The 22,558-nt window shown below is 69.9% G+C and carries 18 protein-coding genes; 11 read left to right on the top strand and 7 right to left on the bottom strand.

Annotated elements, in window-relative coordinates; all coding sequences use genetic code 11:
• Positions 1–187: 187 nt before the first annotated feature.
• The 5 genes from ACLL81_RS14115 to ACLL81_RS14095 all read right to left on the bottom strand — a co-directional run bounded on the left by ACLL81_RS14115 (position 188) and on the right by ACLL81_RS14095 (position 5,738).
• Positions 188–1,354 carry a DegT/DnrJ/EryC1/StrS family aminotransferase gene (locus ACLL81_RS14115; protein WP_411288992.1) on the bottom strand — a complete coding sequence of 389 codons (1,167 nt, stop codon included), beginning with the start codon at positions 1,352–1,354 and terminating at the stop codon, positions 188–190.
• Positions 1,355–1,710: 356 nt separating this feature from the next.
• Positions 1,711–3,294 (bottom strand): AMP-binding protein, encoded by a 1,584-nt coding sequence (locus ACLL81_RS14110; protein WP_411288991.1) that lies wholly within the window; start codon positions 3,292–3,294, stop codon positions 1,711–1,713.
• Between the two features lie 192 nt (positions 3,295–3,486).
• Complete coding sequence (locus ACLL81_RS14105) at positions 3,487–3,897, bottom strand: DUF2177 family protein (protein ID WP_411288990.1); 411 nt, start codon at positions 3,895–3,897, stop codon at positions 3,487–3,489.
• A 12-nt stretch (positions 3,898–3,909) separates the two neighbouring features.
• Positions 3,910–4,935 carry an SAM-dependent methyltransferase gene (locus ACLL81_RS14100; RefSeq protein WP_411288989.1) on the bottom strand — a complete coding sequence of 342 codons (1,026 nt, stop codon included), beginning with the start codon at positions 4,933–4,935 and terminating at the stop codon, positions 3,910–3,912.
• Positions 4,932–5,738 carry a DUF1295 domain-containing protein gene (locus ACLL81_RS14095; protein WP_411288988.1) on the bottom strand — a complete coding sequence of 269 codons (807 nt, stop codon included), beginning with the start codon at positions 5,736–5,738 and terminating at the stop codon, positions 4,932–4,934. Before ACLL81_RS14095 ends, ACLL81_RS14100 begins: the two co-directional genes overlap by 4 nt.
• A 125-nt stretch (positions 5,739–5,863) precedes the next feature.
• Here ACLL81_RS14095 and ACLL81_RS14090 point away from each other — a divergent pair, with 125 nt between their 5' ends.
• From ACLL81_RS14090 to ACLL81_RS14075, 4 genes are all read left to right on the top strand, one after another.
• Entirely contained in the window at positions 5,864–7,213 is a 1,350-nt protein-coding gene (locus ACLL81_RS14090) for an NAD(P)/FAD-dependent oxidoreductase (protein WP_411289013.1), read from the top strand.
• A complete protein-coding gene (locus ACLL81_RS14085) occupies positions 7,210–7,989 on the top strand; it encodes a DUF1365 domain-containing protein (RefSeq protein WP_411288987.1) in 780 nt (259 codons plus the stop codon). Before ACLL81_RS14090 ends, ACLL81_RS14085 begins: the two co-directional genes overlap by 4 nt.
• Before the next feature lie 89 nt (positions 7,990–8,078).
• Positions 8,079–9,938 (top strand): ABC transporter ATP-binding protein, encoded by a 1,860-nt coding sequence (locus tag ACLL81_RS14080; RefSeq protein ID WP_411288986.1) that lies wholly within the window; start codon positions 8,079–8,081, stop codon positions 9,936–9,938.
• 2 nt (positions 9,939–9,940) lie between these two features.
• Positions 9,941–11,803: an ABC transporter ATP-binding protein gene (locus ACLL81_RS14075; protein ID WP_411288985.1), complete on the top strand. Its 1,863-nt coding sequence runs from the start codon at positions 9,941–9,943 to the stop codon at positions 11,801–11,803.
• On the opposite strand, the gene ACLL81_RS14070 is transcribed toward ACLL81_RS14075, so the two are convergent.
• Complete coding sequence (locus ACLL81_RS14070) at positions 11,800–12,567, bottom strand: class I SAM-dependent methyltransferase (RefSeq protein WP_411288984.1); 768 nt, start codon at positions 12,565–12,567, stop codon at positions 11,800–11,802. The genes ACLL81_RS14075 and ACLL81_RS14070 overlap by 4 nt on opposite strands.
• Positions 12,568–12,707: 140 nt before the next feature.
• Here ACLL81_RS14070 and ACLL81_RS14065 point away from each other — a divergent pair, with 140 nt between their 5' ends.
• The 6 genes from ACLL81_RS14065 to ACLL81_RS14040 all read left to right on the top strand — a co-directional run bounded on the left by ACLL81_RS14065 (position 12,708) and on the right by ACLL81_RS14040 (position 19,127).
• The gene (locus tag ACLL81_RS14065; RefSeq protein WP_411288983.1) at positions 12,708–13,373 is read left to right on the top strand and encodes a LemA family protein; all 666 of its coding nucleotides are present in this window, start codon (positions 12,708–12,710) and stop codon (positions 13,371–13,373) included.
• Positions 13,370–14,167: a TPM domain-containing protein gene (locus ACLL81_RS14060; RefSeq protein WP_411288982.1), complete on the top strand. Its 798-nt coding sequence runs from the start codon at positions 13,370–13,372 to the stop codon at positions 14,165–14,167. The genes ACLL81_RS14065 and ACLL81_RS14060 overlap by 4 nt, the downstream gene beginning before the upstream one ends.
• Entirely contained in the window at positions 14,167–14,874 is a 708-nt protein-coding gene (locus ACLL81_RS14055) for a TPM domain-containing protein (protein ID WP_411288981.1), read from the top strand. Before ACLL81_RS14060 ends, ACLL81_RS14055 begins: the two co-directional genes overlap by 1 nt.
• Positions 14,875–14,999: 125 nt before the next feature.
• Entirely contained in the window at positions 15,000–16,376 is a 1,377-nt protein-coding gene (locus tag ACLL81_RS14050; protein WP_411288980.1) for a sensor histidine kinase, read from the top strand.
• 104 nt (positions 16,377–16,480) lie between these two features.
• Positions 16,481–16,948, top strand: coding sequence for a (2Fe-2S)-binding protein (locus tag ACLL81_RS14045; protein ID WP_411288979.1), 468 nt, complete (start codon positions 16,481–16,483; stop codon positions 16,946–16,948).
• Position 16,949: 1 nt separating this feature from the next.
• Positions 16,950–19,127, top strand: coding sequence for a molybdopterin cofactor-binding domain-containing protein (locus tag ACLL81_RS14040; RefSeq protein WP_411288978.1), 2,178 nt, complete (start codon positions 16,950–16,952; stop codon positions 19,125–19,127).
• 3 nt (positions 19,128–19,130) lie between these two features.
• On the opposite strand, the gene ACLL81_RS14035 is transcribed toward ACLL81_RS14040, so the two are convergent.
• A complete protein-coding gene (locus ACLL81_RS14035) occupies positions 19,131–19,562 on the bottom strand; it encodes a PaaI family thioesterase (protein ID WP_411288977.1) in 432 nt (143 codons plus the stop codon).
• A gap of 116 nt (positions 19,563–19,678) precedes the next feature.
• Here ACLL81_RS14035 and ACLL81_RS14030 point away from each other — a divergent pair.
• A partial coding sequence (locus tag ACLL81_RS14030) for a carboxyl transferase domain-containing protein (RefSeq protein ID WP_411288976.1) occupies positions 19,679–22,558 on the top strand: 2,880 nt, incomplete at its 3' end.

Raw genomic sequence — 22,558 nt, 5'->3', positions numbered from 1 at the left:
AGGGTTGGACATCGCCCGGCGGCTCGCCGATGCTGCCCGGCAGAGCCACCCCTCACCCTACCCTCTCCCCTCGCACTGACGTGTCGGGGGAGAGGAGGCGGTTGCGGCTCCTCCTCCTCGCCCTCCGCGAAGCGAGAGGGGAGAGGGTAGGGTGAGGGGTGGCTCGGACCTTCCGCTCCGCAGCGGTTCAGCCAGCGTTCCTACCCACAAAAGCGCGGATGACGGCGATCACCTGGTCCTGGTCGTCGGCGGTCAGGTAGGGGTGCATGGGCAGGCTGATCACCCGGCCCGCCTTGGCCTCGGTGACCGCAAGGCCCCCCGGCTGCGGATAGCCGGAATAGATCCCCTGCCTGTGGATCGGGATCGGGTAGTAGACCGCGGTCGGGATCGCCTGTTCGCGCAGCGCCGCCGCCAGGCCGTCACGGTCCTCCACCTCGATGGTGTACTGGGCCCAAACGGAAACCCCGCCGTCGATCACCGCAGGTACGCCCACCAGGTCGCCGAGCCCCTCGGCATAGCGGTCGGCGACGCGGTTTCGTGCCTCGATCTCGTCGGCGAAGATGCCCAGCTTCTGCAGCAGCACCGCGGCCTGGAGGGTGTCCATTCGGCTGTTCATCCCCACCCGGACGTTCAGGTACTTGGGGTCGTGCTCGAAGGTCTTGCCCTCGATGTCGGACTTAACCGCCTGGCCGTGGACGCGCAGCGACACCAGCCGGTCGTGCAGGGCGGCGTCCTTCGACAGCACCGCCCCGCCGTCGCCGTAGCAGCCCAGCGGCTTGGCCGGAAAGAACGAGGTGGTGGCCACGTCCGCCCAGTGGATCGGGTGGCGCCCATCCAGCGTGCAGCCGAAGCCCTGGGCCGAGTCGGCGATCAGCTTCACGCCGTGCCTGCCGCACACCGCGGCGATGGCCGGATAGTCCGCCGGCTGGCCGAACAGGTCCACGGCGATCACCGCCCGGGGCGTCAGGTCGCCCTGCGCCTTCACCGCCTCGATGGCCGCGTCGAGCTTGGCGGCATCGAGATTGTAGGTATACGGATCAATATCCACGAACACCGGCGAGGCGCCCACCAGGGGCATCACCTCGGCCGTGGCGGCGAAGCTGAACGAGGGGCAGAACACCGCGTCGCCGGGCCCGATCCCCCAGGCCATCAAGGGCAGGATCAGGGCGTCGGTGCCGGACGCGCAGGAGAGCGCGTGCGGCGCCTGCCCGAAGTCCGCCAGGGCGGTCTCGAAGGCCGCGATCTCGGGGCCCATGATATAGGCGCCCGACCGCACCACCTTGAGGATGGCGTCCTCCAGGGGCTGGCCCAGGCGCTGGCGCTGGGCCTGCAGGTCGATGAAGGCGATTGGCATGCCGCGCTCATGGCACAGCCGCGAAGCCCGCGCCAAACACGCTTGTTTGCGGAAGGTTTCGGCGCCTGCAGGATCGGCGGCGGGCGCCCGGTTCCAGCCGCACCGCATATGTCCGACTCGCCTGCGACTTCTGCTTCACGATCCGCTGATCATTCGCCGCGCTCACGGCTTCGCGCCGACCCGCCGCGCCCTCGGGGCGGGGCCGCGGATCGCGGCGCGGATCGACCTGGCCGGCCAGGGCCTGCCGAGAGACACCGGCTTCGATCCGCAGCCCAGCGAGCGCCGCCTCGGGTCAATCGAAGCGACTGGCGCCCCAGGGCTTGTGGACCACGCCGCCGTTCATCACGAAGCGGCCCTCAGATCTGCCGCTTGCGGCCTTCCCAGTAGGGCGCGCGGACCTTGTTGCGCTGGATCTTGCCGGCTTCGGAGCGGGGCAGGTCGGTGACAAAGTCCAGGCTGCGCGGCACCTTGAAGGCCGGCAGGCTGGCGCGGCCGAAATCGAGGATCGCCTGGGCCAGGGCGTCGGAGGGCTGGTGGCCGGGCTTCAGCAGGATCACCGCCTTGACCTGTTCGCCCCACTCGTCGTGCGGCACGCCCACCGTGGCGCTGTCGGCCACCGCCTCGTGCTTGATCAGCTCGTTGTCGACTTCCTGCGGATAGATGTTCACTCCGCCGGAGATGATCGTCTCGGCGTTGCGGCCGGTGAGGAACAGGTAGCCGTCGTCGTCGAAATAGCCCACGTCGCCCATGGTGAAATAGTCGTCCACCCGGCTCGCCTGGGTCTTGCTTTCGTCCTTGTAGTAGGTGAACCCGCCGCCGGGCGGCAGCTGGTGATAGATGGTCCCGGCGACATTCGCGGCACACTCGGCGCCGGCCTCGTCGAGGATCTTCGAGCCCAGCAGCGCCGGGCGTTTGCCCACCGAGCCCGGCTTCTTCAGCCACTCGTGGCTGTCGATCACGAAGCCCGCGCCGCCCTCGGAGCCGGCGTAGTACTCGCTGAGCACCGGACCGAACCAGTCGATCATCGCCTGCTTCACCTCCGGCGGGCAGGGCGCGGCGCCGTGGACGATGTATTTCACGTGGGCCACGTCGTGGCGGGCCTTCACCTCGTCCGGCAGGGCCAGCAGCCGCTGGAACATGATCGGCACCAGGTGCAGGTGGGTGACCTTGCGTTCCGCGACGGTCCGCAGCACCTGCTCAGAGTCCCACTTGTCCAGGAACACCAGCGGGCAGCCGGCGCCCAGGGCGGCGCGCACGTCGAAGGCCAGGGGCGCGGCGTGATAGGCGGGACCGGCGCAGAGCTGCACGGAGTTCTCGTCGTAGCCGCGCAGGGCGTAGAGGCCCTGCACGGCGACCACCGGCGCCGCGCGATAGACCCCCTTGGGCCGGCCGGTGGTGCCGGAGGTGTACATCATGCCGTTGCCCAGGACGGGGTCGTCGATGTCGCCGGCGTCGAACCCGGCCAGCGCCGCCTCATAGGCCTGGAAGCCCTCGATGGCGCCGCCGATGGCCACCTTCACCGCCAGGTTCGGGGCGCTCGCCGCGGCCGGCCCGGCGGCGGCCACCCGGGCCTCGCAGAACACCGCCTTGGCCTCGCAGTCGTTCAGGATGTAGGCGATCTCGTCGGCGTTGAGGTGCCAGTTGACCGGCGTGATGCGGAAGCCGCCGCGCAGGGTGGCGGCCAGCACCTCGACGAACTCCGCGCGGTTGGACGCCACCAGGGCCACCGCGTCGCCGGCCACGAGGCCGGCTTGGCGCAGCAGCCGCACGATGCGGTTGGCGTTGGCGTTTACCTCGGCGAAGGTCCGCACGCTCCCGTCCGGGTCGATGACGCAGGCCCGGTCCGGCTGGACCTGGGCCCACACCGCGGTGGTCATGCCGGTCATGGCGGCGGCGGTCAGCCGCTCGTCCAGGCCGAGGCGTTCCTTCAAGGCTTCCATCAAATGTCCTCCCGCGCCGGACTGCTACGCGGCGCCACCTATGTCTGTCGTTGGAGGCTCCGGAGGACGGGATGAAATGATCCGCGCCCCGCTTGCACCGGAACCTCGGACGCCACCATACAGGGCGCAAAGCCGCGGACAATTGGCCATTCCTCCCCTTTCGCCAAGACCATGGGGAAGTGGGAGGAAAGGTCAGGGAAAGGTGCGCGAGGCCCAGCGCCAGGCCACGAGGCCGGCCGTGGCGGCGACGGCGGTGACGAAGGCGCCCCAGCTGATGTCGATCACGGTGATCTTCGTCGACCACACCTTCAGCGTCGCCTGGTTGGTCAGGTCATAGGTGGCGTAGGCCATGGCCCCGAGGATCGCCCCGGTGCCAGCCATCTTCATCAGGCCCGCGTCGCGGTTGGGCAGGATCGCCAGCAGCACCACGCCCAGGACGTAGATCAGATAGAAGACCACCGCCGCGCCCATGGCCGGCTTGTCGGCCAGCACCGGATCGAGGACCGGCCGGTAGAGCTTCGGCCCCACCTGGGTCAGCCAGATGGCGTCCACCGCGGCGAAGGCCAGGCCGGCGCCAAGATAGGTGATGATGTACTTGAGCATGCCGAGCGCTCCCTAAGCCGGGGTCAGCCGGTAGTGGCTGATCCCCCATTCCTGGCCGCCACGGTGCCCGAACAGCCCGGCGGTGGCCAGGAAGAACAGCCGCCAGCGGCGATGCCACAGGGTGGCGTCCTCGCCGTAGACCGCCTGCAGGATCGGGCGGATCTGGCCGATATTGGCGTCGTAGCGGTCCAGCCAGTCGAGCGCGGTGCGCTGATAATGGACGCCGCTCCAGCGCCAGTCGGCCTCCACCTGGAAGAGGTCGGCGAACTCATAGGCCAAGCCGTGGCTGGGCATCACCCCGCCGGTGAAGAAGTGCTGGGCGATCCAGTCGGCCTCGTCGGCCACGTCGAAGCGGTAGGGCGTGGTGCGGTGGGTGAACACATGCAGGAACAGCCGACCATCCGGTTTCAGCCAGCCGCGCGCCCGGGCCAGCAGGCCGCGCCAGTTGGCCATGTGCTCGAACATCTCCACCGAGACGATGCGGTCGAAGGCCGTCTCGGTCTGGAAGTCGTTCATGTCGGCGGTGACCACGGTGAGGTTGGTCAGCCCCCGCGCCTTGGCCTGGCCGCGGATGAACTCGCCCTGGCTGGCGGAGTTGGAGACCGAGGTGATGCGCGCGTTGGGCAGGGCCCGGGCCATCCACAGGGACAGCGAGCCCCAGCCGCAGCCGAGCTCGAGGATCCGCTGGCCATCCTTCAGGTCGGCGTGGGCGGCGGTCTCCGCCAGGGCCAGCTCCTCGGCCACGTCCAAGCCGTCGCCTGCCAAGCCATAGAGGCCGCAGGAGTATTTGAGCTGCGGACCCAGGCAGGCCTGGAAGAAGGCGGCCGGCAGCTCGTAGTGCTGGGCGTTGGCCGCATCGGTGTGCTCGGCGATGGGCCGGTCGGCCATCTCCGCGGCGAAGCGGGCGTTGGCGTCGTCGCCGGCGCCGGAGAGCTGGCGCCGGGCGTTGGCCACCAGCAGCTCGATGGCGGCCTTGCGCATCACGTCGGGCAGGGGCGCGCCCTCGAAGGCCTGCAGGGCGGTGGAGATCATGCTCATGCGGGAGGTCTCTGGGCGCGCTTCGGCGGCAGCGGGACGAAGGCGCTGACGCGCCTCTGGTAGTCGCGATAGGCGTCGCCGCGGGAGCGCAGCATGGCGGCCTCCAGGGGCGGGATGCCGGAAACCCGGGTCAGCAGGACCAGCATCACCACCGGGGCGGTGAAAGCCAGCCAGGTGATCGGGCGGTCCAGGTCCAGCGCCAGCACCGGGTAGGCCAGCCAGATCAGCCATTCGAAGAAGTAGTTGGGGTGGCGCGACCAGGCCCAAAGGCCAGTGTCGGCGACCTTGCCCTTGTTGGCTGGATTGGCGCGAAAGTTGCGCATCTGGGCGTCGGCCAGGGTTTCGCCGGATATGGCGATGAGCGCGATCGCCACCGCCAGGCCGTCGCGGATTCCCAGCCCCAGATGCGGGCTGCGCGCCGCCAGCAGCACGGACACCGCCAGCAGAGCCGCGGCCGGCGCCTGGGCCAGGGCGACGCCCGCCATCTTGACCCGGTAGTTCGCGCCGAAGTCCTCGCGAAACTGCGCATAGCGGCCGTCCTCGGGGTGGCCCGCCACCCGGCCGGCGATGTAGCTCCCCAGCCGGATCGACCAGGCGGCGACCAGCCCGGCCACCAGCCACTGGCGCGCCGCGATGCCCTCGCCGTCGATCGGCCAGAGCGCGGCGCCGGCGAGGGCAGCCCCGGTCCCGAAGGTCCAGAACACGTCGGTCCAGCCGGCGTTGCCGACGCGCAGGCCAAATGCCCAGGCGGCGCTCATGACTAGGATCATGGCGATCAGCACAAGGGCGAGGAGGCTTAGCATCCCTTGCGATACGGGCCGCGAGCTTGACTGGACGCATCCGCCCGGCCCATTCGGACGTAGCTCGACACAGGGCGGCCCATCGGCGCGGAGCCGCCGGCCAGACATAGCGAGGACCGACCGTGACGATGGCTTGGGGCGAACGGCGAAAGCGCATCGCTGTGGTGGGCGGCGGCGTCGCCGGGCTTTCGGCGGCCTGGCTGCTGTCGCAACGCCATGACGTGGTGCTGTTCGAGGCCGAGGGCCGCCTGGGGGGGCATGCCAACACCGTCGATGCGCCGGGACTGAAGGGTCCCGTGCCGGTGGACACCGGCTTCATCGTCTACAACGCGCCGAACTACCCGAACTTTACCGCCCTGCTGGAGCACCTGGGGGTGGAGAGCCGCAGCGCCGACATGGCGCTGAGCGTCAGCCTCGACGATGGCGCCTTTGAATACTCCAGCTTTGGCGCGCTCGGCATCTTCGCCCAGAAGCGCAACCTGTTCTCCGCCCGCTTCTGGGGGATGCTGCGCGACGTCACGCGCTTCTACCGCAACGGGCCCAAGGACCTGGCCGCGCTGGAGGCGCCGCTCACCTCCCTGGACGACTACCTGGCGCAAAAGGGCTACTGCCAAGCGTTCCGCGACGACCACCTGTTGCCGCAGGCCGCCGCCATCTGGTCGACCCCCCTGGCGGCGATCCGCGAGTATCCGGCTGCGGCCCTGATCCGCTTCTTCCAGAACCACGGCATGATGACGATTTTCGGCCGGGGCCTGTGGCGCACCGTGGCCGGCGGCAGCCGCGCCTACGTCAGCCGGCTGGCCGAGGAATTCCGCGGCGAGGTACGCTCCGGCGTCCGCGTGACCGGCGTGCGGCGGGACGCTACCGGCGCTGAGCTGCGCGACGCCCACGGGGGCGTTGAGCGGTTCGACGAGGTGGTGATCGCCGCCCACGGGGATGCGGCTCTGGCCCTGCTGGACGATCCCACGGCGGAGGAGCAACGCCTGCTCGCGGCGTTCCGCTACAGCCGCAACCTAACGGTGCTGCACACCGACGCCAGCCTGATGCCCAGGCGCAAGCGCGCCTGGACCAGCTGGAACCACATCGGCCGCCGCGACGCCCCCCTGGACGGCTGCGTCACCTACTGGATGAACCGGCTGCAGAGCCTGAAGGACGCCCCGGACCTGTTCGTGACGCTCAACCCCACGAAGCCCATCGCGCCCAGCGCCATGCTGAAGACCGAGGTCTACGACCACCCGCTGTTCGACGCCGGCGCCATCGCGGCCCAGGAGCATTTGTGGAGCCTGCAGGGCGTCAACCGCACTTGGTTCTGCGGCTCCTACTTTGGCCACGGCTTCCATGAGGACGCGTTGCAGGCCGGGCTGGCGGTGGCGGAGGAGCTTGGCGGCGTGCGCCGGCCCTGGACAGTGGAGAACGAGTCCGGCCGCATCCACGTACGGCCCGCGGCGCAGCCGGCGCCGGAGGAGCGCGCGGCGTGAGCTTCGCGTCGGCCCTCTATCCGGGGATCGTCACCCATGCGCGGGTGAAGCCTCGGTCGCATGGCTTGCGCTACCGCATCTTCATGCTGCTGCTGGACCTGGACGAGCTGGCGGCCCTGGACCGTGGGCTGAAGCTGTTCACCCTGGGCCGCTTCAACCTGGTGGGCTTCGCCGAGCGGGCGCACGGGGACGGCTCGGCCAGGCCGCTCAAGGCGCAGGTAGAGGCCCAGCTCGCCCAGGCCGGCATCGCCCACGGCGGGCCGGTGCGGATGCTCGCCATGCCCCGGATCCTGGGTTCAGGGTTCAATCCCCTGACGGTGTTCTTCTGCCATGACGCCCAGGGCCGGCTCAGCGCCATCCTCTATGAGGTCAACAACACCTTCGGCGAACGGCACAGCTACCTGATCCCCGCCCCCGACGCCGCCCTGGTGAGGCAGGCCTGCGACAAAGGCTTCTACGTCTCGCCGTTCATGGACATGGACCTCTCCTACGCCTTCCGCATCCGCCCGCCCGGCGAGACGGTGCAGGTGGCGGTGGACGTCAGCGACGCCGAGGGCCTGGTCCTGGCCGCGGCCTTCCAGGGCCGGCGCCAGGAGCTCTCCGACCGGGCGCTCTTCAAGGCTTGGCTGACCCACCCCTGGATGACGCTCGGCGTGCTGGCGGCGATCTATGCCGAGGGCGCCAAGGTCTGGCTGAAGGGCGAGAAGGTCCGCAAACGGCCGCCCGCCCCGGCGTGGCCGGTCACCGTGGTTCCCCAGGCAAAGGCCGCGGCCTAGCCTATCCCTCCCCTGAAGAGCAGGGATAGGGCTGGCGCACCCGCGGTGGGCGCCCCAGAGTAAGCCCATCCAATTGATGGACTCGCCAAATGAGCAAGCCCCCCAGCGGGCGGGGCGCGTCGCTGTCTGACGCGCCTACGGTGGACGTGACGGCCATGCCCAGGGTGCTGCCGCGGATCGCGCGGCTGGCCTTGCGCTACCGTGTCCGCGTGGCGCTCACCATCGCGGCCTCACTGCTGGGCGCCGCGGCCACCCTGGCCCTGCCGCGGCTGTTGGGCCAGGCGGTGGACCAGTCCAGCGACCTCCTGGCCGGCGCGGGCTCCGCGGACGCCGCGCGTCAGGCGCTGCTGATGACCGCCGGGCTGGTGATGCTGGCCACCACCCTGCGCGGCTTCCTGACCATGGCGTCGGGGTATCTCGGCGAATACCTCAGCCAGAGAGTGGCCTACGACCTGCGGCTGCAGTTCTTCCAGCAGCTCCAGAGGCTGTCCTTCGGCTTCCACGACAAGATCCATTCCGGCGACCTGATCACCCGCGGGATGCTCGACCTGGAGGGAACCCGGGCCTTCATCCAGGGCGCTATGCTGCCGGCTCTCTCGCTGCTGCTGCTGGTGGGCTTCTCCGCCTGGATGATGATCTCCACCGACCCGGTGATGGCCGCCATCGGCCTCAGCTTCGTGCCGGTGGCGGGCTGGGCGCTCGGGCGGATGGGCTTCCTGCTGCGGGTCACCTGGCTGCGGGTGCAGGAGTTGATGGGCGTGCTGACGCTCACCATGGAGGAGAACCTGCAGGGCATCCGCGTGGTGCGCGCCTTCGCGGGGCGCCGCTTCGAGATGGGCAAGTTCGATGCCGCCGCGGGCGAGACCCTGGCGTTCCAGTACAAGCGCATCACCCTTCGCTTCCAGGGCGTCGCCTGGATGATGGTCAGCTTCCACCTGTCCCTGGGGGCGCTGATCTGGTGGGGCGGGAGCAAGGTGCTGGCCGGCCAGATGACGGTGGGCCGGCTCACTGAGTTCCTCACCTACATGACGCTCCTGCAGGCCCCGATTCGGCAGATCGCCATGATCTTCAACTCCATGGCCAGGGCCACCTCGGCGGGCGGACGGCTGTTCGAGGTGCTGGACCTGGAGCCGGAGATCGCCGATGCGCCCGGCGCCTTGCCCCTGGCGCCCAGCGTGGGGGTGCTGCGGTTCGAGGATGTCAGCTTCCGCTACGACCCGGCCGGCAAGACCGTGCTGAGCGGCATCGACTTCGAGGTGCGGCCCGGCCAGACGCTGGGGATCGTCGGGCCGCCGGGATCGGGCAAGTCGACCCTGGCGAACCTGGCGCCGCGCTTCTACGACGTCAGCGGCGGGCGGATCACCATAGACGGGGTGGACGTCCGCGACGTGACCCTCGCCTCCCTGCGCGAATACGTCGGCCTGGTGCAGCAGGAGGCGTTCCTGTTCGACTCATCCGTCGGCCACAACGTCGCCTACGCCGACCCCTGGGCGGAGGAGGAGCGGATCGTCGACGCCGCGCGCACCGCCCAGATCCACGAGCACATCGCCAGCCTGCCGCGGACCTATGAGACCCGGGTGGGCGAGCGCGGCGTGGCGCTCTCGGGTGGCCAGCGCCAGCGGATGAGCATCGCCCGAGGGGTGGTGCCGGGGCCCGGCGTGATGATCTTCGACGATAGCACCGCCGCCATCGACGCGGTCACCGAGCGCAAGGTGCGCGATGGACTGGCGCGGGCGACCCGGACCAAGGCCACCATTATCATCGCCCACCGGCTGTCCTCGCTGATGCACGCCGACCACATCCTGGTGCTGGACGAGGGCCGCATCGTCGAGCGCGGCAGTCACGCCGAGCTGCTGGCGCGGGGCGGGACCTACGCCGACCTCTACGAGTTGCAGAGCCGGGCGGCCGCCTCGGCTGTAATGGACGAACCCGTAGGCGCGGAGGCCTGACCATGAGCGAGGCCGCCGCCGAACAGCCGCAGCGCCGGGCGCCCAGGGCCTCCCTGGGGACGCCCGAGGGCGACGACATTTTCGGGAGCTTCGACACCCGGGTCGCGCGCCGGTTCTTCAGCTACCTGGGGCCACACCGCAAGGGCTTCGCCATCGCCCAGGGCTCGGTGCTGCTGTCGGCGGCCGGCCAGCTCGCCATCCCCATGCTGATCGGCCGGGCGGTGGACGCGGTGGTCAAGGGCGACCCGGCGCGGTTCCGCGAGACCCTCGTCTGGTTCGGCGTGGCCGCCGGCCTGTTCGCCGGCATGTTCTTCATGGAGCAGTGGCTGTCGCAGCGGCTGGCCCAGCGGGTGATCTTCGACATCCGCCGCGCCATGTTCGCCCACTTTCAGGACGTCAGCCTGTCGTTCATGGACAAGACCCACGTTGGCCGGATCATGGCCCGGCTGCAGGGGGACGTGAACTCGCTGCAGGAGTTCCTGGAAAGCAGCACCGGCGCCGTGGGCGACTTTGTGATGCTGGTGGGCATCGCCGTGGCGCTCATCTTGATGGACGTGCAGCTTGGCCTGCTGACACTCACCGTCCTGCCGGCGCTGATCGCCGTGCGGGCGGTCTGGCTGCCCTATTCCAAGGACAGTTTCCGCAAGGCGCGCGACGCCTCCTCCAACGCCAACTCGGCGCTGGCGGAGAACATCAACGGCATCCGCACCGTCCAGGAGACCCGGCGCGAGGCGGTCAACTTCGACCTCTACCGCGAAAAAGCCCGCGACAACTTCAAGGCTCAGACCGACGCTTCCTGGATGAGCCAGATCATGGTGCCGACGGTGGATGTGCTGACCGGGGTGGCCATGGGCATCGTCGTGGTGGTGGGCGGCCATGCGGTGCTGGGCGGACGCCTGGAGGTGGGCGTGCTGGTGGCCTTCCTGATCTATGTGCAGCGGTTCTTCGATCCCGTGCGGATGCTGTCCATGCAGTACACGGTGATGCAGCGCGCAATGGCCGGGGCCTACCGCATCTTCGAGGTGCTGGACGTGCCGGTGAGCATCCGTGACAAGCCCGACGCCGTGGCCCTGGCGACCCTGGAGCCCACCGTCGAGTTCCGCCATGTGACCTTCGGCTACGATCCGGCCCGGCCGGTGCTGCACGATGTCTCCTTCAAGGTGCGCCCCCGCGAGGTGGTGGCTCTGGTCGGCCCCACGGGCTCGGGCAAGACCTCGATCATCTCGCTCGCCCATCGCTTCTACGAGGTGGGCGAGGGCCAGGTGCTGGTGGGCGGCCATGACGTGCGCGACGTCACCCTCGACAGCCTGGGCCGGACCATCGGCATGGTGCTGCAGGAGCCGTTCCTGTTCACCGGGACCATCGCCGACAACATTCGCTACAACACCGAGGGCGCCAGCGACGACGACGTGATCGCCGCGGCGCGGGCCGTGTCCGCCCACGATTTCATCATCAAGCTGCCGGACGGCTACGAGACGCGGCTGGGCCAGCGGGGGCGCAACCTCTCGGTGGGCCAGCGGCAGCTGATCTCCTTCGCCCGCGCCCTGGTGGCCGACCCGCAGATTCTGATCCTCGACGAGGCCACCGCCAACATCGACAGCTTCACCGAGCAGGCCATCCAGAAGGCGCTCAAGGTGCTGTTCAAGGGCCGCACCTGCGTCGTCATCGCCCACCGCCTGGCCACCATCCGCGACGCCGACCGGATCATGGTGCTGCAGCAGGGCCGGATAGTGGAGCAGGGGCCGCACAACGCACTCATGCGGGCCGGGGGGCTCTATCACCGGCTCTACACCTCGGCCCACGCCTCCTTCGACGACCAGGTGGTGGCGGCCACCGGCGACGCCGAGTTCGCCTCGAAAACCTAGCCCTTCCGGAACACCCACACGTCGCCGACGCCGCCCAGGTCGATGGGGGGGCGGTCGAGGGTCAGGCCGGCGGTGGCGGCCGCGGGTTCAGGGTCGGCCATGTAGTAGGTGAGCCGCTCGGCGGAACGGTCGCGGATCGTTCCCGTGGCGTCGGCCACCGCGTACTCGATCACCTGGTCCAGCCGGCCAATCGCCTCGCGGAACGTCCGGCTGCGAACGAACAGCAGCAGCTTGCCGCCTTCCGGCAGAGGCTCGGCCATCACCGGCTGGCTCGGATCGGCGGGACCCGGCGCGCGCATGATCTCCATCCGCGGCAGGTGGAAGGCGGCCAGGCCGCCGGTGTCCAGGTGCCGCGCGGCGGTGGCGAAGGTGTTGCGCCAGGCCGCCCCCGCCGGCACGTGCGCCAGGGTGAAATAGGGGCAGACCACCAGGGCGAAGGTCCGCTTCAGGTCCACGGACGTCATGTCGCCCAACCGCAGTTCGATCCGCGCGGCCACATCGGCGGCCAGGCCGATGCGCTTGGCCTGGGCCTGGGCCAGCATGGCCGGCGCCAGGTCGATGCCGGTGACGCGGTGGCCCAGGGCCGCCAGGGCGAAGGTCACGCGGCCGGTCCCGGCGCCGAGTTCGAGCACCGCACCGCCGGCCGGCGCCAGGTCGGCGTAGATTTCCACATCCCCGGCCAGCCGGGCGTCGAGGCCCGTCACCCGGTCGTAGAAAGCCGTGCTGAACCCCTTGTCGCCATAGTAGGGCCGCGCCTGCGCCATCGGCTCGGACCTCCGCCCGAAGGTTAAACTTGCGAAATCTTAGCGGTCCCGTGATGCCCGCGGCGTTGCGCAAGATCAATGCACAGGCCACATATCAGCCGACCAAGCTGGTGCTTGGGCCAATTGGGGAGCTTCACAACGTGACCACCCTTCGCAAACGCTTCGCGCGCGTCGCCCTGGTGATGCTGGCGCCGCTGCTGCTCGCCGCCTGCGGGATCAACACCATCCCCACCAAAGAGGAAGCCGCCAAGGCCAAGTGGGCCGATGTGCAGAACCAGTACCAGCGCCGCGCCGACCTGATCCCGAACCTGGTGGCCACCGTGAAGGGCTATGCGGCCCAGGAATCCAGCGTGCTGATCGGCGTGACCGAAGCCCGGGCCGGGGCGCTCCGCACCCCCTCCGACGCCTCGATCACCCAGGACCCGGCGGCCTTCCAGCGCTACCAGGCCGCGCAGAACAACGTGTCGATGTCGCTGATCCCGTTCCGCGTGCTGCAGGAGCAGTATCCGGACCTGAAATCCAACACCAACTTCATGGCCCTGCAGAGCCAGCTCGAAGGCACCGAGAACCGGATCGCCATTTCGCGGCGCGACTACAACGAGTCCGTTCGCGACTTCAATACGTCGCTCAGGACCTTCCCGACGGTGCTCTGGGCCAAGACCATGTACGGCTCGTCCAAGCCGATGCAGCTCTTCCAGGCGGCGGAAGCCTCCCAGGGCGCGCCCACCGTGGACTTCGGCGCCCCGGCGCCGGCCGCCGCGGTCACTCCCGGCTCCGCGCCGCCCGCTGCCGCGCCGACGCAATGAGCCTGACGGCGGGCGCGCGGGGTTTCGGCCTCGCGCTCCTGATCCTGGCCGCCAGCGTGGGCGGGGCCTTCGCGCAACCGAAGTTCCCGCCGCTCACCGGGCGGGTGGTCGACAACGCCCGGATGCTCAGTCCGCAGACCGAGCGGAAGCTGGACGCCGACCTGGCCGCCCTGGAGACCCAGACGGGCCGCCAACTGGTGGTGGCCACCGTGCCGGATCTGCAGGGCTATGAGATCGAGGACTACGGCTACCAGCTCGGCCGCACCTGGCTGATCGGGCGCAAGGGCCAGAACGATGGCGCGATCCTCCTGGTGGCGCCCGATGCTCGCAAGGTGCGCATCGAGGTGGGCTATGGCCTGGAGCCGGTGCTCACCGACGCGCTCTCCAGCCTGATCCTGCAGACCGCCGTCCTGCCGAAATTCCGCGAGGGCAAGATGGAGGAGGGCGTGGTCGCCGGGACCGCGGCCCTGATCCAGCAACTCGCCTTGCCGGACGAGGAGGCCAAGGCCCGGGTCGCCCAGGCGGCGGTGCAGAAGGACCGCGGCTCCGACGGCCAAGGCGTCTCGATTCCGCTGATCTTCATCATCTTCGTTGTGCTCTGGGTGCTGGGCGGCGTCCTAGGCGGACGCGGCCGGCGCGGCCGTCGCGGCGGCTCTAACCTCCTTTGGCTGCTGCCGATGATCCTGTCCGCCAGCAGCGGCGGACGAGGGGGCGGCTGGAGCGGCGGCGGTGGCGGCGGATTCTCCGGCGGCGGCGGCTCTTTCGGCGGCGGCGGATCCTCGGGAAGCTGGTGATGACGCAGATGACCCTCACCCCCTCGGACCTCGAGACGATCACCGCGTCCGTGCGCGAGGCCGAAACCCGCACCACCGGCGAAATTTACTGCGTGGTCAGCGAGCGCAGCGCCGACTACGCCGAGACGCCGCTGGTCTGGGCGGCGGGGGTGGCCCTTCTGGGGCCGGCGCTGCTGCTGCTGGCCGGGGTGCAGGTGTCCGCGCCGGACCTGTTCGGCGGCTGGACAGCGGCCCAGGCGACGGGGGCGGCCGAGGCGGCGGCCCGACAGGCCCTGATCGGCGCGATTCTGCTGCAGGGGGCCCTGTTCGTCATCATCCTGCTGGCCACCGCGACCCTGCCCGTGCGGTTGCTGCTGACCCCGTCCGGCCTGAAGCGCGAGCGCGTGCGCCGACGCGCCTCCGAGCAGTTTATCGCCAAGAACCTGCACGCCACCCGCGAACGCACCGGCGTGCTGATCTTCGTCTCGCTGGCCGAGCACATGGCCGAGCTGATCGCCGACGAAAGCATCGCCGCCCGCGTCGAGCCGGAGGTCTGGGACCGCGCCATGGCCGCCCTTATCGCCGGGCTGAAGCGCGGCGAACCGGCGGCGGGCTTCGCCGCCGCGGTCGGCCTGTGCGCCGACATCCTGGCCGAGCATTTTCCCGCCCGGGCCGGCGACAACCCCAACGAACTGGCTGACGCGGTGGTGGTGCTGCCGCGCCCCTGAGCCGCATCGGCGGACCTGCGGCGAATCGACCCGACGCCGTACCGCCATAACAATCCCTTGTTGTCGGGCTACCCACGGCCCACCAGATTACGTGCGCTTGGGCTGAAGGGCCGTTGAGGGACGCCTTGGACAAGATAATCGGCAGGGTCCGGACTGCGGAGCCGTCCTTCCACACGGTGGCGGACGCGCTTGGCCTGGGCATGGCGTTCCAGATTCACGTCGCGCCCGATGGTGTCACGCGCCGGTTCACCTATGTCAGTCCGCGGTGCCTGGAAATGAACGGCGTCAAGGCTCAGGACGCCCTGAAGGACCCGATGCTGCTCTACGGCCAGATCTTGCCGGACCACCGGGTCCGGTTCGAGGCCGCGGAAAAGGCGGCGCTGCGGGCCATGAAGGGCTTTGCGATCGAGGTGGCCATGCACCGTGCCGACGGGGCTCTCCGTTGGCGGAAGATCGCTTCCTCGCCGACCCTGCAGGCCGACGGCTCCACCATTTGGGACGGCCTCTTGATCGACATCACCGATGCCCGCCGTGACGCGTCCGAACTGGACGAGCAGCGCCGCCGGCTGGAGGCCGCGGTCGAGGCCACCGGTCTTGGCTTCTGGGAATGGGACGTGCGCAGCGGCGCCCTGGTCTGGTCCGAGCGCAACCGCGAACTGTTTGGCGTGGGGCCGGACGAGCCGATCACCATCGAGCGCTACCTGTCGCTGGTCCATCCCGAGGACCTGGAGCGGGTGCGCGAGGCCTATCGGGCCACAGAGACCAAGGCGGAGGGCGGTGACTACTCGGTGGAGCATCGCATCGCGCCGCAGGCCGATGGCCAGGTGCGCTGGATCCATGCCCAGGGCCGGGTGGTGAAGGACGCCGCCGGGGTCAAGCTGGTGGTCGGCACCTCGCTGGATATCACCAAGCGCAAGCTCTCCGAGGAACGCCGCAACCTGTTGATGGGCGAGCTGGCGCACCGGGCCAAGAACGGCATCGCGGTGATGATGACCCTGGTCACTCAGTCCGCCCGCAGGGCGGTGGGGGTGAAGGATTTCGAAGAGGTGCTGCTGGCGCGCCTGCAGGCCATGGCGGCCTCGCAGGACCTGGTGATGGCGTCCGGTGGCCGCCCGGTCGCCTTGGCCGACGTGGTGGTGCAGGCGCTGTCGCCCTTCGAGCTCGGCAACTTCGACGTCGGCGACCTGGCCGACGTGACCATCATGGGCGAGGTGGCGGTGGGCCTGGCGCTGCTGCTGCACGAAATGTCCACCAATGCGGTGAAGCACGGGGCGCTCTCGGCTCCGGACGGGCGCGTAGAGATCCGCCGGCAGGCCACCGATGACGGCCAGGTCGCCTTGGCCTGGACGGAGCGCGGCGGACCGGCGGTGACGCCCTCTAAGCGGCAGGGTTTCGGCACCCGGGTGCTGGAGATGTCGCTGCGTAACCAGGGTGGCAAGGTCGACTTCGACTTCGCGCCGCAGGGCTTCGAAGCCCGGGTGCAGTTTCCCACGGCCCGGTAGGGCGGCGGGCCGGCCGGACAAAACCGGCAGGCTGAACAACGTTCACTTGCAGCCACCCGCCTCGCGGCTCTAGCATTGCGAAACATCCAAGAGGGACGCGGGCGATGGCCTTCACGATCAACGTCAACGGCAAGGCGCAACAAGCCGATGTCGACGGGGACACCCCGCTGCTGTGGGTGTTGCGCGACACCCTGGGCATCGTCGGACCCAAGTATGGTTGCGGCGTGGGCGTCTGCGGCGCCTGCACCGTCCATGTGAACGGCCAGCCGATGCGCTCCTGCCAGATGCCGGTGGAGAGCGTCGGCGCGTCGAAGATCACCACCATCGAAGGGATCGGCGCCGGCGCGGTGGGCAAGCGGGTGCAGGCGGCCTGGAGCGAGCTCGACGTGGCCCAGTGCGGCTACTGCCAGCCCGGCCAGATCATGTCGGCCACGGCCCTGCTCACCAAGACGCCCAAGCCTACCGACGCCGACATCGATGCGGCCATGAGTGGCAACATCTGCCGTTGCGCCACCTACACGCGGATCCGCGCCGCCATCAAGCGCGCCTCCGGTCAGAAGATCGAGGCCTGAGATGACCGTGCAACAAACCGGCGCCTCGCGCCGCGATTTCCTGGTGACCAGCGGCGCTGCCGGCGGTCTGGTCCTGTCGTTCAGCGTCGCGCCCAAGGCTGAGGCCCAAGGGGTCGGCGCGCGGCCGATCAACGCCTACGTCAAGGTCGCCCCCGACGGGATCGTCACCATCATCGCCAAGAACCCGGAGGTCGGCCAGGGCATCAAGACCATGCTGCCCATGCTGATCGCCGAAGAGCTGGACGTGGCCTGGGAGAACGTCCGCGTCGAGCAGGCTGACAACGATCCGGTGGCCTATGGCCGCCAGTTCGCCGGCGGCAGCATGGCGACGCCCCTGCACTGGGACGAACTGCGCCGGGTGGGCGCGGTGGCCCGCGCCATGATGATCCAGGCCGCGTCGCAGGCCTGGAACTGCGCGCCCGGTGAATGCACCACCACACCGGGGATGGTGGTCCACGCCCCCTCGGGCCGGAAGTCCAGCTACGGCTCCCTGGCCTCGGCCTGCGCCGGCGTGGCGGTCCCCGACCCCAAGAGCCTGACCCTGAAGGACCCCAAGGCCTACCGGATCATCGGCAAGGCGATGGCCCAGGTGGACACCCCGAAGATCGTCACCGGCCAGCCGCTATTCGGCATCGATGTCCGCCGGCCAGGCATGCTCTACGCCGCCTTCGAGAAAGCCCCGGTGTTTGGCGCCAAGGTCGCCAAGGCGGACCTGGCGGCGGCGCAGTCGGTCAAGGGCGTGCGCAAGGCCTTCGTGATCGACGGCGGCACGAACCTCTCGGGCCTGCTGCCCGGCGTTGCGGTGGTGGCCGATAGCTGGTGGGCGGCCAACAAGGCCCGCAACCGGCTGAACGTCCAGTGGTCCGACCATCCGACCTCCAGCCAGTCTAGCGCCGGCTTCGACAAGCGCGCGGCCGAACTCGCCCAGGGCGCGGCCATGCGAACCCCGCGCAACGACGGCGACGTGGCCGGCGCGCTCAAGGGCGCGGCCAGGACGGTGGAGGCGGCCTACGCCTATCCATTCCTCAGCCACGCCACCCTGGAGCCGCAGAACTGCACGGCGGAGTTCAAGGACGGCAAGCTGGAGATCTGGGCGCCCACCCAGAACCCGGAGCCGGGCCGCCAGCTGGTCGCCCAGACCCTGGGGATCAAGCCGCAAGACATCACCATCCACCTGATCCGCGGCGGCGGCGGCTTTGGCCGCAGGCTCGCCAACGACTACATGGTGGAGGCCGCCTGGATCGCCCGCGAAGCCGGCGCGCCGGTGAAGCTCCTGTGGACGCGCGAAGACGACATGCGCCACGATTTCTACCGCCCCGCCGGCTATCATTTCCTCAAGGGCGGCGTGGACGCGGCCGGCAATATCGTCGCCTGGCAGGACCGCTTCGTCAGCTTCGGCGAGGGCGAGGGCTTCGCGTCCAGCGCCGGCATGAGCCCAACGGAGTTCCCGGCCCGCTTCGTGCCCAACTGCAAGATCGAAGTTTCCACCATGCCGCTGGGGGTGCCCACGGGACCCCTGCGCGCGCCGGGGTCCAATGCGCTGTCCTTCGTTATGCAGTCGTTCATCGACGAGCTGGGCCATGCCGCCGGCGCCGACCAGGTGGCCTTCCGGCTGAAACTGCTGGGCGAACCGCGCATGGTCGGCGAGCCGCCCACCGCCTACCACGCCGGCCGCATGGCCAATGTGCTCAAGCTGGTCGCCGAGAAGTCCGGCTGGGGCCGCAAGACTCCCAAAGGAACGGGCCTGGGCGTGGCCTTCCACTACAGCCACCTGGGCTATTTCGCCGAGGTCGCCGAGGTGACCGTCGCCAAGTCCGGCGCGGTGAAGGTCAACAAGGTCTGGGTCGCCGCCGACGTGGGCCGCCAGATCATCAACCCGCACGGGGCGATCAACCAGGTGCAGGGCTCGGTGCTGGACGGACTTTCTGAGGCGCTGCACCAGCAGATCACCATTGAGGGCGGCCGCACGGTGCAGTCCAACTTCACCGACTATCCGCTGATGCGGATGGCCGACGCGCCGCCAGTGGAGGTGCACTTCCTGAAGGCGGACTTCCCGCCGACGGGCCTGGGCGAACCGGCCCTGCCGCCGGCCATCCCGGCGCTCACCAACGCCATCTTCGCGGCCACGGGCAAGCGCATTCGCAGCCTGCCAATCGATACGGGCCTCTTGAAGAGCTGAGGCTCAGGCGCGCGGATAGAGGATGATCTGGGTGCAGCGGAAGGCGGTCATCAGCTTTCCGGTGGCCGCGTCCTCCACCCGCGCGTCCCACACTTGGGTGGTGCGCCCGCCGTGCAGCAGGGTGGCCACGCACACTGCCTCGCCTTCGCGAAGCGTGCCGGTGAAGTTGGCCTTGACCTCGGCGGTGGTGAATCCCGTGGCGCCCTGCGGCCAGACTGTCGACACCCCGTAGGCGCACAGCAGGTCGGCCACCGACAGCACCACGCCGGCCAGCAGGTAGCCGGTGTGCGCCACCAGGTCCGGCCGAACCAGGAAGCGGCCCACCACCCGGCCGTCCTCCACCTCGGTGATGCGCAGGCCCAGGTGCTCCGGCAGCTTGCCGATGTTCGCGCGGTTGAGGTCTTCGACGCTGGTTCGGTTGACGGTGGTGGGCATGGCGCGACTCCTTGGGGCCACAGCCTAGCCGCTTGAGGTTCCCCCAGGCCAGCCGGTAGGGTCACGGCGAGGCGGCGGAAGACCGCCTGCTCAAAGACCGTTGGGGACGCCGGATCTTGAAGAAGCTGCTGATCGCCAACCGCGGCGAGATCGCCGTCCGCATCGCGCGCACCGCCGCGGAGATGGGCATAGCTACTCTCGCCGTCTTCTCCGAGGACGACGCGGCGTCGCTGCATACCAAGACAGCGGACCAGGCGGTGGGCCTGAAAGGCGTTGGCCCGCCCGCCTACCTCGACATCGCCCAGATCGTGGCGACCGCGGCGGCGCAGGGTTGCGACGCGGTGCATCCCGGCTACGGCTTCCTCAGCGAGAACGCCGCCTTTGCCCGGGCCTGCGCGGAAGCCGGCGTCACCTTTGTGGGACCAAGCCCTGAGACCCTGGAGCTGTTCGGCGACAAGGCCCGCGCCCGGGCGCTGGCGCAGCAGTGCGACGTGCCGGTGCTGCCCGGCGCCGATGGCCCGACGACCCTTGCGCAGGCCCGCGCCTTCCTGGAGGGGCTGGGCGCCGGCGGAGCGGTGATGGTCAAGGCGGTGGCCGGCGGCGGCGGGCGCGGCATGCGGCCCGTCCAGGCGGCCGGTGAGCTGGACGCCGCCTTCGAGCGGTGCGCCTCGGAGGCGCAGGCCGCCTTCGGGAACGGCGCGCTCTACGTGGAGCAGTTCCTGCCTCACGCCCGGCACATCGAGGTGCAGATCGTCGGCGACGGCGCTTCGGTCAGCCACCTGTGGGACCGCGAGTGCAGCCTGCAGCGCCAGCGGCAGAAGGTGATCGAGATCGCGCCGGCCGACATGCTGCCGCAGGCCCTGCGCGAGCGGCTCTTCGGCTATGGCGTGGCGCTCGGCCAGGCCAGCGGCTACCGCAGCCTGGGGACCATGGAGTTCCTGGTGGAGACCGGGTCTGAGTCTCGCGTGGTGTTCATCGAGGGCAACGCCCGGCTGCAGGTGGAGCACACCGTCACCGAGGAGGTCACCGGCCTGGACCTGGTGCGCCTGCAGCTGCAGATCGCGGCGGGCCGCACCCTGGCCGACCTCAGCCTGACCCAGGGGCGCGTTCCGGAACCCCGCGGCCACGCCGTCCAAGCCCGGGTCAACCTGGAGACCATGGCCCTCGACGGCTCGGCCCGGCCGGCGGGCGGCGTGCTGACCGCGTTCGAGCCGCCCTCGGGCCCCGGCGTGCGGGTCGATGGGTTCGGCTATGCCGGCTACCGCACCAGCGCCCGGTTCGACAGCCTGCTGGCCAAGCTGATAGTCCATGCGGGCGCGGGCGGTCTCTCCCGCGCCGTGGCCAAAGCCTACCGCGCCCTGGCGGAATTCCGCATCGAGGGGTCGGCCACCAACATCGCCTTCCTGCAGAACCTGCTGGCCCATCCGGCGGTGGCGGCGGGAGAGGTGCACACCCGCTTCATCGAAGAGCACATGGGCGACCTGGCCGGCGAGCCGCAGACACATCCAAAACTGTACTTCGACGCGACGGCGCGGAGCGGCGCGGCGGCGCCCAAGCGGGCCGGCGCCTCGATCGACGCCGACGATCCGCTGGCCGTGCTGGTCCTGGGCAAGCAGCAGGTGGAGGCCGAAGCCGACGAAACCGAGCCCGAGGGGCCGGAGGGCACGCGGCCCTTGCGAGCGCCCCTGCAAGGCACCGTGATCAACCTCCAGGTCACGATCGGCGACACCGTCCGCGCCGGCCAGGCGCTGATGATCATGGAAGCCATGAAGATGGAGCACGTGATCACCGCAGAGATCTCTGGCGTGGTGCGGCAGGTCACCGTGGCGGTGGGCGACACGGTCTTCGAGGACCATCCCTTGGCCTTTATCGAGGAGGCGGAGGTGGCGGGCGCCGGCGACGCGGCGGAAGAGACCATCGACCTGGACGCCATCCGCCCGGACCTGGCCGAGGTGCTGGAGCGCCATCGCCTGACCCTCGACCAGGCTCGCCCCGAGGCGGTGGCCCGGCGGCGCAAGACCGGCCAGCGCACCGCCCGGGAGAACGTCGACGACCTGATCGATCCGGGCACCTTCGTGGAGTACGGCCCGCTGGTGGTGGCGGCCCGCCGGCGTCGCAACACCCTGGAGGAACTGATCGCCACCACGCCGGCCGACGGCATGATCATGGGCGTGGGCCAGGTGAACGGCGAGCTGTTCACCGAGGACCGGTCGCGCTGCGCGGTGCTGTCCTATGACTACACCGTGCTGGCCGGCACCCAGGGGGGCAACAACCACTGGAAGCTCGACCGGATGGCGGAGCTGGCCCTTCGCTGGCGGCTACCGACCATCTTCTTCACCGAAGGCGGCGGCGGGCGGCCAGGCGACACCGAGGGCGGCGGCTTCACTCGGGGGTTCGAGTACTGGGGCAAGCTCTCCGGCGCGGTGCCGCTGGTGGGGATCAACTCCGGCCGCTGCTTCGCCGGCAACGCCGCGATCCTGGGCTGCTGCGACGTGATCATCGCCACCAAGAACTCAGCGCTGGGCATGGGCGGCCCGGCCATGGTGGAGGGCGGCGGGTTGGGGGTCTTCCGGCCGGAGGAGATCGGCCCCGTCAAGGTGATGCAGGCCAACGGCACCATCGACGTCCTGGTGGAGGACGAGGAAGAGGCCGTGGCCAAGGCCAAGCAGTACCTGGCGTACTTCCAGGGCCCGCTGGCCGACTGGTCCTGCGCCGACCAGCGCCTGTTGCGCCGCGCGGCGCCGGAAAACCGCCTGCGGGTCTACGACATGCGCAAGCTGATCGAGACCCTGGCCGACGCCGGCTCGATGCTGGAGCTGCGGCCCAAGTTCGGCCTGGCCATGATCACCGCCTTCATCCGGGTGGAGGGCCGTCCCATGGGGGTGTTCGCCAACAACCCCATGCACCTGGGCGGCGCCATCGATAGCGACGCCTCGGACAAGGCCGTCCCATGGGGGTGTTCGCCAACAACCCCATGCACCTGGGCGGCCTTGTCC

Origin of the sequence: Phenylobacterium sp. (assembly GCF_046590535.1) — a bacterium.
Classification (GTDB): domain Bacteria; phylum Pseudomonadota; class Alphaproteobacteria; order Caulobacterales; family Caulobacteraceae; genus Phenylobacterium.
This window is presented reverse-complemented; position numbering and strand designations above follow the sequence as displayed.